The organism is Bacteroidia bacterium (assembly GCA_039924845.1).
Lineage (GTDB): Bacteria > Bacteroidota > Bacteroidia > DATLTG01 > DATLTG01 > DATLTG01.
On the sequence record JBDTAC010000054.1, the window covers coordinates 124,659 to 138,748 of the forward strand.

The following is a 14,090-nucleotide window of genomic DNA, read 5'->3' on the forward strand; positions in this document are numbered from 1 at the left end:
CTAATTTTTATTCACTAAGTTTTTTAAATAATCACTTGTAATTTCATTGCTTGTAATGTCTGATAAACCTTCGTAGTTCTTTAGTTTTATTGCTAAATCCTTCATCGCTTTTATTGCAATTTTTAAAAAGCCAGGACCCAAACTAACTCTTGCTACACCCATTTCATTAAGTGTTTTCAATTCGGGAACACCCTGAATAGCCAAAATATTGATAGGCATCTGAAGTTGTTCAACTGTTTTTTTGATGTCTTGTTCTTGTCGCATAACAATTGGATAAAAACAATCCGCTCCCGCGCTTTTGTATGCCAATCCTCTTTTTAAAACTTCTTCCAACTTCGCTTCTGCTGTTTCAAATTCTTGTCCATGAATATAAACATCTGTTCGGGCATTGATGAACAATGAAATTCCCATTTCTGCGGAAACATTTTTTATAATCCGAATTCTATTGCATTGTATTTCGATAGGAATTAGCGCATTCGTTTCCTTGTAACTATCTTCTATATTAATACCTACAATACCTGTAGAAATAAGTTGTTTTATGTTTTCCTGAAGTTGCTTATCTGTAGCAGCATAAGCACTTTCAATATCGGCTGAAACAGGAATACTTACACTGTTTACGATTTTAGTTAATAATGTAAGTAAATCGGTAAAGGGGATATGCTCACCATCATTGTATCCATTTGTATAAGCAATAGATGCACTTGCCGTTGCAATAGCTGGGTATTGCAGACTTTCCAATAAAATAGCACTTAATGAGTCCCAAACATTAGGCAATACAAGCATTTTCTCGGAATGATGTAATTGATGAAATTGTTTTGCTTTTATTTGCTGTTGATTATTTGTCATTTTCTTAATTATTAATTTTATTAGAATTAAAAAACTTTATTCATTACGTTTCAAAAATAACGTATATTTTTTGTTGTCACCAAATAGGTTAATAAGTTAAGTTATTAGTTCAAAACAATGGCATCTGATTTCGAATAAAGAACTCCTCCTAAATCCTCTCCAAAGGAAAGGACTTTAATACGTGCTCCCTTCTCCTTTGGAGAAGGGTTGGGGGATGTGAGGTTGGAAGCTAAAATAAAATGAGAAAGCAAAGCCTTGATGTTTTGGTTGCTAACACACCTACTGGCTCAAACAAACACTGTTTGTTTGCCCTTATCAAGAAAAACGAACGTAAGAAGTTTATTCTTTTATTATCTTTTTGGCTTGATCCAAAAAGAAACAAAAAACTCAAGAAAACGTTATCGGCTCACACACAAGCTGGCTCAACCTCCGCTACCTTTTCCGGCTCGCGCCACGCTTTGAAAAAATATTTTCCTGGCATCTGATTTCGAATAAAGAACCTCTCCTAAACCCTCTCCAAAGGAGAGGACTTTAATACGTGCTCCCTTCTCTTTTGGAGAAGGGTTGGAGATGAGGTTGAAAGCTAAAATGAAATGAGAAAGCAAAGCATTGAATTTTTCTTTGCTTCTTTCATTTGTTTGTAAGACAAAAGAAAGAAGAAGTAAATAATTCTATCAGATATTTCCTTTAACATTCTTTTGAAATGAATCAGAAGAAGCAGGCTCACGCTCCGCTTTGAACGAACTATTTATTATTCATTGAAAGCGTAAGTAGGAAAAAACTTTCTGTTAATGCGATTACACTATGCGTATTGTTCTCTTGTAAAGCAATCATTTGACCTTTTTCTATTAAAGAACTTTGTTGTTCTGTAATAAAATTTATTTTCCCCTCTAACACCTGAACACTTATTACTCCGTTCGCTTTGTGTGGTTTTAATTCTGCATTTTCGTGTAGTCCCATAAGCACAATTCTCATCGTTTCAGATTTAAAAATTGTAACTGAATTTCGGTCGCTGTTTGTCCAAGTAGTCTCCGCCTTTATTTGCTCAATGAATTTATACAAGTTCATTTCTACTAATTGAGCATTTAAAACCCGATTTCCTTCCGGTCTTTGCGAGGTTGCGTCATTTGATTTGTTTTCCATTGTGGTATGTGCTTTATGTGTCTGTAATTTTTCTATCAATTTTTGATTTGTTGCATCCGCTGAAATACCATACCCATTTACCAAGGTTCCCTTAATGTTAAATTTCGCAGAAGAAATTGCATAAAGTATTGACTCGTCATCTGGATTAGAAGTACCTTCAAAACGATACACTTTGTCTATTTGAAAATCGTTTGGAGATAGTGTCATATTGGTTTGGTGGCATACTAAACATTCTTCGTGAATATTAAAGTCGTGGATATAACCTAATTTAATTAATCCGTTTATCGTTTCTGATAAAGTTCCAAAACTTTCTTTTAAATCGTCTGTTTTCATTTTTGTAAGGTAGTTATTTATTTAAGATGTTTATATAAAATGTCAATCTGATTGAACAAATAAGCAATCTTATTGAGCGTTTAGTCAATCTCACTGAACAACTAAGCAATCTCATTGAGTGTTTAGTCAATCTCACTGAGCATATAGGCACCCGCAAGTATTCGACAGACACCTGCAAGTATTCGACAACGACCTGCACCGAACATTTACGCACCTGCTTCGAGCAATTAAGCAAATGCACCGAACGATGATGCTCCTGCAAGTATTCGACAGGCACCTGCAAGTATTCGACAACGACCTGCACCGAACGATGACGCTCCTGCAAGTATTCGACAGGCACCTGCAAGTATCAAATAACGACCTGCACCGAATTATGACGCACCTGCATATATGGAACTTAAAACCTTCGCCTCATTTTTAGCACTTCCGACTAATAAATGTGTGCATTATTTTTCGTTCTTTTGCTCTGCTATAAAAAAGAATAAAAAATTGTCTTTAGATAACACACAAGCAAACGATTCCCAAACGCCCGAACTAAAGCGATCGCTCGGATTGTTTGATGCCACCATGTTGGTAGCGGGTTCCATGATTGGTTCCGGAATATTTATTGTAACCACTTATATGGCACGCGACATTGGCGCAGCCGGTTGGTTAATTGTATTGTGGATTATTACAGGATTGATTACCGTTTCTGCTGCTCTTAGTTATGGAGAACTGGCAGGAATGATGCCCAAAGCTGGCGGACAATATGTTTACCTGCAACGTGCTTACGGAAAAATGATTTCCTTTTTATACGGTTGGACTGTCTTTACCGTTATTCAAACAGGCGTAATTGCGGCAGTAGCCGTAGCGTTCTCGAAATACACTGCCGTTTTTTTTCCTTCTTTAAACAACGTTGTTTTTAGTTATGGAATCACATTCGTCATCTCGTATTCGCAATTGCTTGCCATCGCCAGTATCATGGTGCTTGCCTTTATCAACAGCCGCGGAATACAAAGCGGAAAAATAGTTCAAATTGTTTTCACCTCTGCTAAATTATTCGCCTTATTTGCCTTAATTGTGTTGGGACTTGCCATCGGTTTAAAAGGAAATGTATTAGCACATAATTTCGAGAATATGTGGGCAGCAACTAAAACAACGATGGAAAACGGAAAAATAAGTATGATTCCTTTAACCGGATTTGCTTTGCTTGGCGCGATGGGCGCAACCATTATTAATTCTTTGTTTTCGAGCGATGCCTGGAACAACGTAACGTTTATTGCAGGCGAAATAAAAGATCCGAAAAGAAATATTCCGCGTAGCTTATTTTTGGGAACTTTAATCGTAACCATCATTTACATTTTAGCAAACGTAGCCTATTTGGCATTGCTTCCCATACAAGGAAGTCCGACAGCTACAACGGCTTTAGGGCAAGGAATTTTATTTGCAAGCAATGATCGTGTTGGAACAGCAGCCGCTTCCATGATTTTCGGTTATTCCGCAGCATTTATAATGGCTGCATTGATTATGATTTCTACGTTCGGTTGCAACAACGGAATTATTTTATCCGGCAGCCGTTTGTTTTATGCGATGTCGAAAGATGGTTTGTTTTTTAAACAAGCAGGTGATTTGAATAAAAACCAAGTGCCAGAAAAAGCGCTTTGGTTGCAATGTATTTGGGCAAGTGTTCTTTGTTTATCGGGTAAATACAGTGATTTACTCACTTATGCCACGTTTGCTTCTTTACTATTTTATATTTTTACCATTGCCGGAATTTTTATTCTCCGAAAAAAAGAACCGAACGCAGAACGTCCTTACAAAGCCTTTGGTTACCCCGTCATTCCTGCTTTGTACATTTTAGTAGCTACCGGCATTTGTGTTGATTTATTAATTTACGATACTAAAAACACTGGATTTGGGTTATTGCTTGTAATACTGGGTATTCCCTTTTATTACTTGCAAAAGAAAACTCATGAAAATTGATTTCAAAGATTTTTTTACTTACAACAAACGCGAGCGCAACGGAATTTTTATTTTACTTTCCATTATCGCGCTATTGCTGATTTATCTCGCTTTTTCAGATCGTTTTATTGATGCTCCCAAAAATAATTTTTCAGCCTTCGATAAAGAGATAAATGAATTTCAATTGGCACAAAAAAATGATTCTGATACGACAAAAGAAATTCAATTGAGTTCTCATCAACAAGAAAAAAAGAGCATTCAAAAATTATTTTTCTTCGACCCGAATTCCGCAACTGATAATGATTGGAAAGATTTAGGACTATCTGATAAACAATTAAAAATCATTCGAAATTATGTAGCAAAAGGTGGACATTTCTATAAAAAGGAAGACTTAAAAAAGATCTACGGAATTTCCGAAAAACAATATCTCGCTTTAGCGGATTACATTGAAATTACTGTTCCAAAAAATAATTTTCCGAAACGAGATTCCATTCACTTTCAAAAAAATAATTTCCAGAAACAAAAAAATAATTTTGTGGAATTAAATTCTGCTGATTCTCTACAACTATTGAGCTTAAAAGGAATTGGTCCTTATTTCGCACATAAAATTATTGAATATCGAAATCGTTTAGGAGGATTTTATAACACGCAACAATTGTTGGAAATTTACCATTTCGACAGCGCTCGTTTTTCAGAAATAGAAAAAAACATTTCTGCAGATGCGAATTTAATTCAGAAAATAAATCTCAATCATTGTACCGCAAAAGAATTAAAAAAATTGCCTTATCTCAATTATAATATTGCCAATTCGATTGTCAATTACCGTTTAAAACACGGTGATTACAAACAAATCGCAGACATTCAACAATCCGCCTTAGTGAATGGAGAAGTGTTTGAAAAAATTAAACCGTACTTGAGTATTGATTGAAAATTGAAGAAATAGCTGAAACGACTATTAAAATGGAATTAAATTCTTTTGGATATTCAAGGCTTTGAAAAATTATTTTTTCGAAGACCTAAAAAAATCAAGTTTCAAAAAAACTATTTTGTTTGATGTGCCGCTGTCTTTTCAGTACTCACAGCCGCTTTCACAAAACTAACAAACAAAGGATGAGGATTATCAACAGTGCTTTTATATTCTGGGTGAAATTGCACTCCGATAAACCAAGGATGATTTTTAAGCTCTACAATTTCAACCAAACCTCCTTCCAGATTAATTCCTGAAGCCACCATTCCAGCTGCCTCAAAATCTGCTAAATATTCGTTATTAAATTCGTAACGATGACGATGACGTTCTGAAATTTCACTTTTATGATATATGAAAAAAGCTTTACTGTTTTCGCTGATACGGCAAGGATAAGCACCCAAACGCATCGTGCCACCTTTTTTGATAATTTTTTTCTGCGAAGCCAACAAATCAATAACAGGATATTTCGTTTCCGGATTCATTTCTGTTGAATTCGCATCTTTTAAGCCCATTACATTTCGGGCAAATTCAATAACAGCACATTGCATTCCCAAACAAATCCCTAAAAAAGGAATATTATTTTCGCGCGCATATTTAATAGCTTCAATTTTACCTTCAATCCCTCTGTTCCCGAAACCAGGAGCCACCAAAATTCCTTTTAAGCCATTTAATTTTTCTGCTGCATTTTCTGCGGTAATATGTTCCGAATGTATCCACTCTATTTTCACCTTGCATTCGTTTACGGCGCCAGCGTGAATAAAGGATTCTGCGATGGATTTATACGAATCTTTCAGCTCAATGTATTTCCCGATAAGTCCAATTTTTACTTCCGATTTTGGATTTTTTAATTTGTAAAGAAAATCTTTCCAGCTATCTAAACCCATATTTTCAGAAATTGGCAAACCCAATTTACTCAACACTACAGTATCTAATGCTTCTTCTTCCATTAATAAAGGAACATCGTAAATGGTACTGGCATCAATAGATTCAATAACAGCATCTGGCTCCACGTTACAAAACAAAGCAATTTTATTTCTTACATCTTTACTCAAAGCGTGTTCTGTGCGGCAAACCAAAATGTCTGGTTGAACGCCATATTCCAACAACATTTTTACGGAATGCTGCGTCGGTTTTGTTTTTAATTCGCCTGTGGCGGATAAATACGGAACCAATGTTAAGTGAATCACTAAACAATTTTTTCCAAGTTCCCATTTTAATTGACGAACGGATTCGATGTAAGGCAATGATTCAATATCGCCAACAGTTCCGCCAATTTCGGTAATTACAAAATCATAAATTCCTTGTTTACCAAGCAAACGAATTCTATTTTTTATTTCGTCGGTAATGTGCGGAATTACTTGCACAGTTTTTCCGAGATAATCTCCTTTTCGTTCTTTTTCAATAACAGATTGATAAATACGTCCTGTAGTAACATTATTTGCTTGTGATGTCGGCATATTCAAGAAACGTTCGTAATGTCCTAAATCCAAATCCGTTTCAGCACCATCGTCCGTTACAAAACATTCTCCATGCTCGTAAGGATTAAGCGTTCCTGGATCAATGTTTATATACGGATCTAATTTTTGGATGGTAACAGAATAGCCTCGCGCTTGAAGCAATTTTGCCAAAGAAGCAGAAATAATGCCCTTCCCTAACGATGAAGTAACGCCTCCCGTTACAAAAATATAATTAGTTGTTATTGACATAAAAGATGAATCCGAAAGAGATAAAAACGCGATAATTTGCACAAAAGTAGAAATTTTTCTGGTAATAAATAGGACAAATCAGAAGTTATTGGTTCTATTTAAAGGAAGATTCAGAAATACATTCCGAAAATTATTTTTGCAAACGGTCAAAAATGGTTAAGTAAAGATCTTGCAAACGTTCGCTGACAGCAAATTTTCCAGAAGCTGATTTTTCTATAAGTTGCTCGAGGTATTGCTCATACTTGTTCCAATTCTCATTTGCATTTATTGTTTCAATAGCTTCTTTAAAACTGGAAACAATGCACTTGTAAAATGTTTCTGAACGCTTGTTATCGCGCGAAAAAGCATCAATTCCACAAGCTACTCGATGCAACAAAAGCGAGGTTAAATCATCCGCATAAATAGTTGTTTTTTTGAAATCGCGAATCAATTTATTGACATTCATATTTGTTCTTCGTTCGCTTGGATGAGCGGATGAATAGGCATTTGTAATCCTTTTCTTGTAAATTTCCAATATCGGATTTTCATCTTCGGAAAGTTCTGCTTTGTAAAATTCTTGTACGTTTTTAAACCGGTCAAACAGACGAATTATTTCCTGGATAATATCTTCCTTATCCGATTTTTGAAGGTGTTTGAGCAATGCTTTTTTCGTTAATTTTTTCATGCTGAAACAAATAGGCTAATTTTATTTTTTCTCCTTTTGAAAGGCGTTTTAATTGGTATTCTTGCTGGCAAGCTTCCTCTCTGGAAGCGTAAGCTTGCACGTATTTTAATTCCAATGGTGCTCTGCCTTTTGTGTATTTCGCGCCTTTTCCTTGGTTGTGTTTTTCGATTCTTTTCGCTACGTTATTGCTGGTGCCAATATAAAATGTAGAATCAGCGCATTCTGCCATGTAAACATACCAAATTTCATTTTTTTGGAGCATTTTTTATGGTGTCAAAAAAATAATTTTTCGAACGATATTTTTTGTTCGATTTTTCTCCAAAAAAATAATTCTAAGCGGAAGCATTTTCAAAATCATATTCCAAATAATCTGTAACCACATTGTACAACGTGTCGCGTTCTATCGGATGTCTGCCGACTTGTTTGATGAGTTCCACCAATTCTTTCGTACTCAACTTCGGACTTTGTTCTTCGGCTCCTGCCATCGAATAAATTTTTGTAGAATCATCAATCGTTCCGTCAATATCATTCGAGCCAAACGACAATGATAATTGCGCTGTTTGTCTGCCAATCATGGGCCAATACGATTTCACATTGGAAATATTATCCATAAAAATGCGCGCAACAGCATAATTTTTCAAATCTTCCATCACACTAACTTCTGGCACATTCGACATTTGATTGCCTTTGTTGCGAAACTTCAAAGGAATAAACGCATTGAAACCTTTTGTACGATCTTGCAAATCACGAATCCGGCTCATGTGATCCACGCGATGTTTGTACGATTCAATGTGTCCGTAAAGCATCGTTACATTGGACGGGATACCTAATTTATGTGCTGTTTCATGAATTTCGAGCCACACTTCAGAGGAACATTTATCCTCGCAAATCTGAGCGCGAATTTCTTCGTCAAAAATTTCTGCTCCGCCACCCGGCAAAGAGTTTAAACCATTATCTTTCAGTAATTGTAATCCTTCCGCACTGGACATTTTCGCTTTGCGGAACATATAATCCAACTCCACAGCGGTAAATGCTTTGATATGAATTTCAGGTCGAATTTCTTTTATTTTTTTGAGTAGACCAGCGAAATAATGCAAACCCATTTTCGGGTGAACTCCGCCAACAATATGGATTTCCGTAACTGGTTTTCCGTTGTACGCTTTCACCAAATTCAAAATTTCTTCTTCCGATAATTCCCAACCTTCTTCTTTTTGTTTCGTCAAACGAGAATACGAACAAAATTTACAATCGAACACGCAAATATTCGTAGGCTCTACGTGAAAATTCCGATTGAAATACGTATAATTTCCGTGCTTTTTTTCACGGATATAATTTGCCAACATTCCAACGTATGACAAACTTCCTTGTTCATACAACACCAGACATTCCTCAGAAGTAATGCGCTCTTCATGAAGAACTTTTTCTCCAATTTTTTTTAATTCAGAAGATATATTTTGAGCTTGAATCATTTTTTCTGCCAACATAATTTTGCCTCTTATTTTTGTGAAATCGAATGCAAATTTAGCACTCTTTTCAGAAAGCGGTTTCAAATACGGTATCTTATCTTATTTTTGTGGGCGATTCAATTCCAATGCTCCAAAAATTTCAACAATTTATTTCTGAAAAAAAACTTTTTGACGCACATCAAAAAATACTTCTTGCCGTAAGCGGAGGTGTTGATTCTGTTGTGATGTGTGAATTATTTTACCGTTCAAAAATTAATTTTTCAATTGCACATTGTAATTTTAATTTGAGAGGAAAAGAATCGGAAGGAGATGCGCAATTTGTGAAAAAGTTAGCGGCAACTTACAAAGTTCCTTTTTTTGTAAAATTATTCGACACGAAAAAATACGCACACGAAAAAAAAATTTCCACTCAAATGGCTGCGCGTGATTTACGTTATTCTTGGTTTTCAGAAATCTTACAAAAAGAAAAATTAGATGGCATTGCCATCGCACAACACAAAAGCGATGAAATAGAAACCTTATTTATTAATTTAGTAAGAGGTACTGGAATTGCTGGATTACACGGAATTTTACCAAAAAAAGAAAAAATAATTCGCCCTTTATTATTTGCTACCCGCGACGAAATTGAAGTATTTGCGAAAAATGAAAAAATAAAATTTAGAGAAGACAGCAGCAATAATTCCGACAAATATGTGCGAAATAAAATTCGTCATAAAATAATTCCTATTTTGAAAGAAATCAATCCGGCTGCTGAAAATTCAATTGTGGAAAGCATCGAAAAAATAAGAGATACAGAACTAATTTTTCAAAAATACATCGCGCAAAAGCGAAATGAATTGCTTCAATATAAAAAAGAAATAACAACCATTTCCATTGAAAAATTGCGAAAAGAAAATCCGCTGAAAACGATTGTGTATGAACTTTTAAAGGAATTTCATTTTAATTCAGAAACGATTTCAGGAATTATTTTTTCGTTCGATTCTTCGTCTGGCAAAACTTTTTTTTCAAGCACACATCGTTTGCTGAAAGACAGAAATACACTCATTATCGAGCCTATTGCTTCCCAAAAAAAAGCGCTTCAAAAAAATATTTTTTCAATTGGTAAAAATCAGAAAACGCATTCGGCGGATAAAATAAAATTGGTTTTTTCGAAACATGAAAATAAAAATTTTGAGATGGATAAATCTTCTCGAATTGCTTGTTTGGATTACGATTTATTGGAATTTCCACTTCAATTACGGAAATGGGAAAAAGGAGATTTTTTTTATCCATTGGGAATGAAATCGAAGAAAAAGTTGAGTGATTATTTTATCGATAAAAAAATTTCTATTCAAGAAAAAGAAAAAATAGAGGTGTTGCTTTCTGGAAACGGAGACATTGTTTGGCTGGTGGGACAACGGATTGACGAGCGATATAAAATTACCGCAACTACTAAAAAAAATTATATTGTGAATTGTATGTAATATCGTATTTTTGAAAACATGAGTGAGAAAATTTTATTTCAGGAAAAGCAATATTTGGGCATCAATAAGTCTTCCTTGGTTCCGAGATTGGCACTTGCTATATTTTGTTTTGTGGCGTATTATTGGTCGGAAAATCCTAAGCCTGTAGATGTTTCAGGAATTGTGATTGGCGCATATCCTGCAGAAAATATTGCAGCTTCTGGTACTTTATTTTTTTTAATGGGAATGGTTATTTTGGTTATTTCCGTAGCACTTATTTTTGTGTTGCACATCCATACAAAAGTAACGGAAACCAGCATTGTATTGGATGGTTTGTGGACTTCACGCAAAGTGAAAATTGATTTTTCGAGCATCGTTTCCGTGAAAAAAATATTTTACGGGAAATACAATTTAAAACTTCCGGCGTACAATTTACATTCGAAAGGAAAAATTCGTTTTTATACTGGAGGTTATGAAGCCGTTGAATTGACAGATAAAGACGGATTGCGTTATCGCATCGGATCGCAAAAAGCAGATGAATTACTAAGTGTGATAGAAAATTGTATTGAACATAAATAGAAATTATATTTTAAAATGAATTTAGATTTAACAAATAAAAATGCGCTTGTTTGCGGCAGTACGCAAGGAATCGGGAAAGCTGCTGCTATTCAATTAGCGAAATTAGGAGCTAACGTTACGCTTGTTGCGCGGAACGAAACGACATTGAAATCTGTTTTGGCAGAACTCGATACAAGCGCTAATCAGAAACACCAATTTTTGTGTATTGACTTTACAAATCCGAATGATTTGAAAGATAAAATTGCAGCTTTTGCAGCTAAAAATATTGTACATATTTTAGTAAATAATACTGCCGGACCTGCTGGGGGAGCTGCTATAAATGCGAAACTAGAAGAATTTATTCAGGCATTTTCCAACCATTTAATTTGCAATCAATTGTTGGTGCAAGCAGTTGCGGAAGGAATGAAAAAAGTGAATTACGGTAGAATCATCAATATTATTTCTACTTCGGTAAAGCAACCTATTAAAGGTTTGGGTGTTTCCAATACTATTCGCGGAGCTGTCGCCAATTGGTCGAAAACACTTTCGGTGGAATTGGCTCCTTTCGGAATTACAGTAAACAATGTGCTTCCAGGCGCTACCAAAACAATTCGCCTGACTTCTATTTTGGAAAATAAATCGAAAAAAACAGGTGAATCCATCGAAAAAGTAGAAGCAGAAATGTTGGCTGAAATTCCTGCTGGACGTTTTGCTGAAGCTGCCGAAATTGCCAATGCTGTTGCCTTTTTGGCTTCTCCGGCGGCTGCATATATCAACGGAATTAATCTTCCAGTTGATGGTGGAAGAACGAGTTGTTTGTAAAATGCCCGTCATTCTGAACTTGATTCAGAATCTGCGCGAAGGAACAAACTTCATCATCGTTCCTTTTGTCGTTTCGCAAAATTTTTTTTTCAAACTGTTGTCTTAATTTCTTTTTGTTGAAAGGAAAACTATTTACCAGTATTTAGAAGTATCTTCTACTGCTTTAAGTAAACCATGCGAATCATAATCATATTCAATTTTATCTGAAAAATTAATTTTTGATGATATAATTTTGCCTTTTATAAATTCAGTCTTAACGTCTGATAATGTGCCATGTTGATTTGAATATATTTTTGTTTCTTCTTCAATCATTTTATTTTGTTTGTTGTACTTTTTTGTATCAATACAAAATACATCTCCAAATAAATGCGTATTAGTTACCTTTTCTACCACATGACTTAATGAAGGATTGTAAATGAAATATGTTCCAACTATCATTGAAAAATACAAACCATTTTTTTGCTGATATATTTTAAAATAATGAGTTTTTGCAGAGTCTATACTTCCATCTGTTTTATATACTATATTAATACTATCATGTAATAAATTATAAAAATCGTATCCCAAGAGGTCGGAAGTATCCTTAAATAAGCATTTCGGATCAAAGAATTTATAATCTTCCGATAAAATAGAAAGACCACATACACAATTACAATAATGGAAGTCATTGTCATCGAGATCGTATAAATTATATTTTAACCGATTCAAATAACCTTTTGATTTAAGCTGCATGGTACTATCGTATGTTTTGTATAATAACATAGATTTATTCTGGTAATCTATTTCTAAATAAAAAGAGACAACACTATCCCCAGTTGATCCTCCATAATTATAGGAAATTTTTGAGATTAATTTTCCCTTTCGTTCTACTTGTGAAAATCCATTTACTGAATAAAGACTAAAGCAAACTGCCATTAACAAGCATAATAATATCTCTTTCTTTTTTATCATTAGACTGTTAAGTTAAAACATTTCTCATCAAATATAATAAAAATAGAATTTTAATAAAGATTAGCATTAGTTCGTTTGAAAAAAAAGGAAAAAGAATATTTGATGTAAATTAGTGCCTTCAAAAAAATAATTTTTCAAAACGATTTTTCTAAAAATGAAATTAAAAGAAATTACAGATTGTATCGAAACTGTTGCGCCTTTGGCTTTTCAGGAATCGTACGACAATTCGGGTTTGCTTATCGGAAATAAAAATACAGACATCAAAGGCATTTTAATTTGCATTGATTGTACGGAAGAAATTGTGGACGAAGCAATTCAGAGAAAATGCAATTTAATTGTGGCGCATCATCCCATTATTTTTGATGGACTGAAACAAATTACGGGCAAAAATTATGTGGAACGTACCGTTTTAAAAGCCATTAAAAACGACATTGCGATTTACGCAGCGCACACTAATTTAGACAATGTGTCGAATGGCGTGAACAAAAAAATAGCAAATAAAATTGGATTAAAGAACACGGAAATTTTAGTTCCGAAAAATAATTTTTCGAATGTAGGTTCGGGAATGATAGGCGAAATCTCGAAAAAAGAAAAAGCGAATCTTTTTCTCAAAAAACTAAAGCAAACGATGCAAACGGATTGTATTCGACATACTTCTTTTTCGGAAAATATTTTTATTAAAAAAGTCGCAATTTGTGGCGGTTCTGGAAGTTTTTTGTTGGATGATGCAATTTCTGCGAGAGCGGATATTTTTATAACTGCCGACTTTAAATATCACCAGTTTTTTGATGCCGAAAACAAGCTGATTATCGCTGATATCGGGCATTACGAAAGCGAACAATTCACGAAAGAATTATTTTATGATATTCTTATCGAAAAATTTCCTAAATCAGTTCTTCATTTATCAAAAATAAATACCAATCCAATAAATTATCTATAAAGTTGGTAAAAACGAAAAGTCAGACGAGTAACAAAGCAGAAATTACTTTGTGAAAATTTATGGCTCATCGTAAGAAACAATTACTTCCGGACTTGCAGGATGCGATTGACACGTTAAAATATATCCATCTTCTACTTCTTCATCGCTGAGTGCGTAATTCATATCCATCGTTACTTTTCCTTTCATCACTTTGGCTTTGCAAGTACAGCAAACCGCGCCTTTGCAAGAAAATGGAGCATCAATTCCAGCATCCATCGCGGCGTCTAAAATTACTTTTCCGTTGGCATTTAATTGCAAAACGGTTTCTCTAC

The 14,090-nt window shown here is 34.5% G+C and carries 15 protein-coding genes; 7 read left to right on the plus strand and 8 right to left on the minus strand.

Annotated features, from left to right (window positions below):
- Positions 1-846 carry an isocitrate lyase/phosphoenolpyruvate mutase family protein gene (locus tag ABIZ51_06145; GenBank protein MEO7088357.1) on the minus strand — a complete coding sequence of 282 codons (846 nt, stop codon included), beginning with the start codon at positions 844-846 and terminating at the stop codon, positions 1-3.
- A 239-nt stretch (positions 847-1,085) separates the two neighbouring features.
- Here ABIZ51_06145 and ABIZ51_06150 point away from each other — a divergent pair, with 239 nt between their 5' ends.
- Positions 1,086-1,331, plus strand: a complete 246-nt coding sequence (locus ABIZ51_06150) for a hypothetical protein (GenBank protein MEO7088358.1) — start codon at positions 1,086-1,088, stop codon at positions 1,329-1,331.
- Between the two features lie 259 nt (positions 1,332-1,590).
- On the opposite strand, the gene ABIZ51_06155 is transcribed toward ABIZ51_06150, so the two are convergent.
- The gene (locus ABIZ51_06155) at positions 1,591-2,322 is read right to left on the minus strand and encodes a cupin domain-containing protein (protein ID MEO7088359.1); all 732 of its coding nucleotides are present in this window, start codon (positions 2,320-2,322) and stop codon (positions 1,591-1,593) included.
- Positions 2,323-2,811: 489 nt separating this feature from the next.
- On the opposite strand from ABIZ51_06155, the gene ABIZ51_06160 reads away from it, so the two are divergent.
- Together ABIZ51_06160 and ABIZ51_06165 are read left to right on the plus strand one after the other, a co-directional pair.
- Positions 2,812-4,284, plus strand: a complete 1,473-nt coding sequence (locus tag ABIZ51_06160; protein ID MEO7088360.1) for an amino acid permease — start codon at positions 2,812-2,814, stop codon at positions 4,282-4,284.
- Complete coding sequence (locus ABIZ51_06165) at positions 4,274-5,191, plus strand: helix-hairpin-helix domain-containing protein (GenBank protein MEO7088361.1); 918 nt, start codon at positions 4,274-4,276, stop codon at positions 5,189-5,191. The genes ABIZ51_06160 and ABIZ51_06165 overlap by 11 nt, the downstream gene beginning before the upstream one ends.
- 113 nt (positions 5,192-5,304) lie before the next feature.
- On the opposite strand, the gene ABIZ51_06170 is transcribed toward ABIZ51_06165, so the two are convergent.
- The 4 genes from ABIZ51_06170 to mqnE form a co-directional block, all read right to left on the minus strand.
- Entirely contained in the window at positions 5,305-6,936 is a 1,632-nt protein-coding gene (locus tag ABIZ51_06170; protein MEO7088362.1) for a CTP synthase, read from the minus strand.
- A gap of 130 nt (positions 6,937-7,066) precedes the next feature.
- The gene (locus ABIZ51_06175) at positions 7,067-7,600 is read right to left on the minus strand and encodes a DUF6155 family protein (GenBank protein MEO7088363.1); all 534 of its coding nucleotides are present in this window, start codon (positions 7,598-7,600) and stop codon (positions 7,067-7,069) included.
- On the minus strand, positions 7,548-7,862 hold the full coding sequence (locus ABIZ51_06180; GenBank protein MEO7088364.1) for a GIY-YIG nuclease family protein: 315 nt from the start codon (positions 7,860-7,862) through the stop codon (positions 7,548-7,550). Before ABIZ51_06180 ends, ABIZ51_06175 begins: the two co-directional genes overlap by 53 nt.
- Before the next feature lie 70 nt (positions 7,863-7,932).
- On the minus strand, positions 7,933-9,084 hold the full coding sequence (mqnE, locus tag ABIZ51_06185; protein ID MEO7088365.1) for an aminofutalosine synthase MqnE: 1,152 nt from the start codon (positions 9,082-9,084) through the stop codon (positions 7,933-7,935).
- Between the two features lie 107 nt (positions 9,085-9,191).
- Here mqnE and tilS point away from each other — a divergent pair, with 107 nt between their 5' ends.
- From tilS to ABIZ51_06200, 3 genes are read left to right on the plus strand one after another with little or no spacing between them, the layout of a single operon-like run.
- On the plus strand, positions 9,192-10,529 hold the full coding sequence (gene tilS, locus ABIZ51_06190) for a tRNA lysidine(34) synthetase TilS (protein ID MEO7088366.1): 1,338 nt from the start codon (positions 9,192-9,194) through the stop codon (positions 10,527-10,529).
- Between the two features lie 18 nt (positions 10,530-10,547).
- Positions 10,548-11,087, plus strand: coding sequence for a hypothetical protein (locus tag ABIZ51_06195; protein MEO7088367.1), 540 nt, complete (start codon positions 10,548-10,550; stop codon positions 11,085-11,087).
- A gap of 15 nt (positions 11,088-11,102) precedes the next feature.
- Entirely contained in the window at positions 11,103-11,888 is a 786-nt protein-coding gene (locus ABIZ51_06200; GenBank protein MEO7088368.1) for an SDR family oxidoreductase, read from the plus strand.
- Positions 11,889-12,020: 132 nt separating this feature from the next.
- Here ABIZ51_06200 and ABIZ51_06205 read toward each other — a convergent pair whose 3' ends face one another.
- Positions 12,021-12,839 (minus strand): hypothetical protein, encoded by an 819-nt coding sequence (locus ABIZ51_06205; GenBank protein ID MEO7088369.1) that lies wholly within the window; start codon positions 12,837-12,839, stop codon positions 12,021-12,023.
- Positions 12,840-12,993: 154 nt separating this feature from the next.
- Here ABIZ51_06205 and ABIZ51_06210 point away from each other — a divergent pair, with 154 nt between their 5' ends.
- Positions 12,994-13,779 (plus strand): Nif3-like dinuclear metal center hexameric protein, encoded by a 786-nt coding sequence (locus ABIZ51_06210; protein ID MEO7088370.1) that lies wholly within the window; start codon positions 12,994-12,996, stop codon positions 13,777-13,779.
- Positions 13,780-13,836: 57 nt separating this feature from the next.
- Here ABIZ51_06210 and ABIZ51_06215 read toward each other — a convergent pair.
- Positions 13,837-14,090, minus strand: a 254-nt coding sequence (locus tag ABIZ51_06215) for a 2Fe-2S iron-sulfur cluster-binding protein (protein MEO7088371.1), incomplete at its 5' end; no start/stop codon positions are given.

Excerpts from the sequence above, each read along its gene's own strand:
- ABIZ51_06145 (MEO7088357.1), bottom strand. The coding sequence starts at position 846 with ATGACAAATAATCAACAGCAAATAAAAGCAAAACAATTTCATCAATTA.
- tilS (MEO7088366.1), top strand. The coding sequence starts at position 9,192 with ATGCTCCAAAAATTTCAACAATTTATTTCTGAAAAAAAACTTTTTGAC.
- ABIZ51_06180 (MEO7088364.1), bottom strand. The coding sequence starts at position 7,862 with ATGCTCCAAAAAAATGAAATTTGGTATGTTTACATGGCAGAATGCGCT.
- ABIZ51_06165 (MEO7088361.1), top strand. The coding sequence starts at position 4,274 with ATGAAAATTGATTTCAAAGATTTTTTTACTTACAACAAACGCGAGCGC.
- ABIZ51_06205 (MEO7088369.1), bottom strand. The coding sequence starts at position 12,839 with ATGATAAAAAAGAAAGAGATATTATTATGCTTGTTAATGGCAGTTTGC.
- ABIZ51_06210 (MEO7088370.1), top strand. The coding sequence starts at position 12,994 with ATGAAATTAAAAGAAATTACAGATTGTATCGAAACTGTTGCGCCTTTG.
- ABIZ51_06150 (MEO7088358.1), top strand. The coding sequence starts at position 1,086 with ATGAGAAAGCAAAGCCTTGATGTTTTGGTTGCTAACACACCTACTGGC.
- ABIZ51_06195 (MEO7088367.1), top strand. The coding sequence starts at position 10,548 with ATGAGTGAGAAAATTTTATTTCAGGAAAAGCAATATTTGGGCATCAAT.
- ABIZ51_06170 (MEO7088362.1), bottom strand. The coding sequence starts at position 6,936 with ATGTCAATAACAACTAATTATATTTTTGTAACGGGAGGCGTTACTTCA.
- mqnE (MEO7088365.1), bottom strand. The coding sequence starts at position 9,084 with ATGTTGGCAGAAAAAATGATTCAAGCTCAAAATATATCTTCTGAATTA.
- ABIZ51_06175 (MEO7088363.1), bottom strand. The coding sequence starts at position 7,600 with ATGAAAAAATTAACGAAAAAAGCATTGCTCAAACACCTTCAAAAATCG.
- ABIZ51_06200 (MEO7088368.1), top strand. The coding sequence starts at position 11,103 with ATGAATTTAGATTTAACAAATAAAAATGCGCTTGTTTGCGGCAGTACG.
- ABIZ51_06155 (MEO7088359.1), bottom strand. The coding sequence starts at position 2,322 with ATGAAAACAGACGATTTAAAAGAAAGTTTTGGAACTTTATCAGAAACG.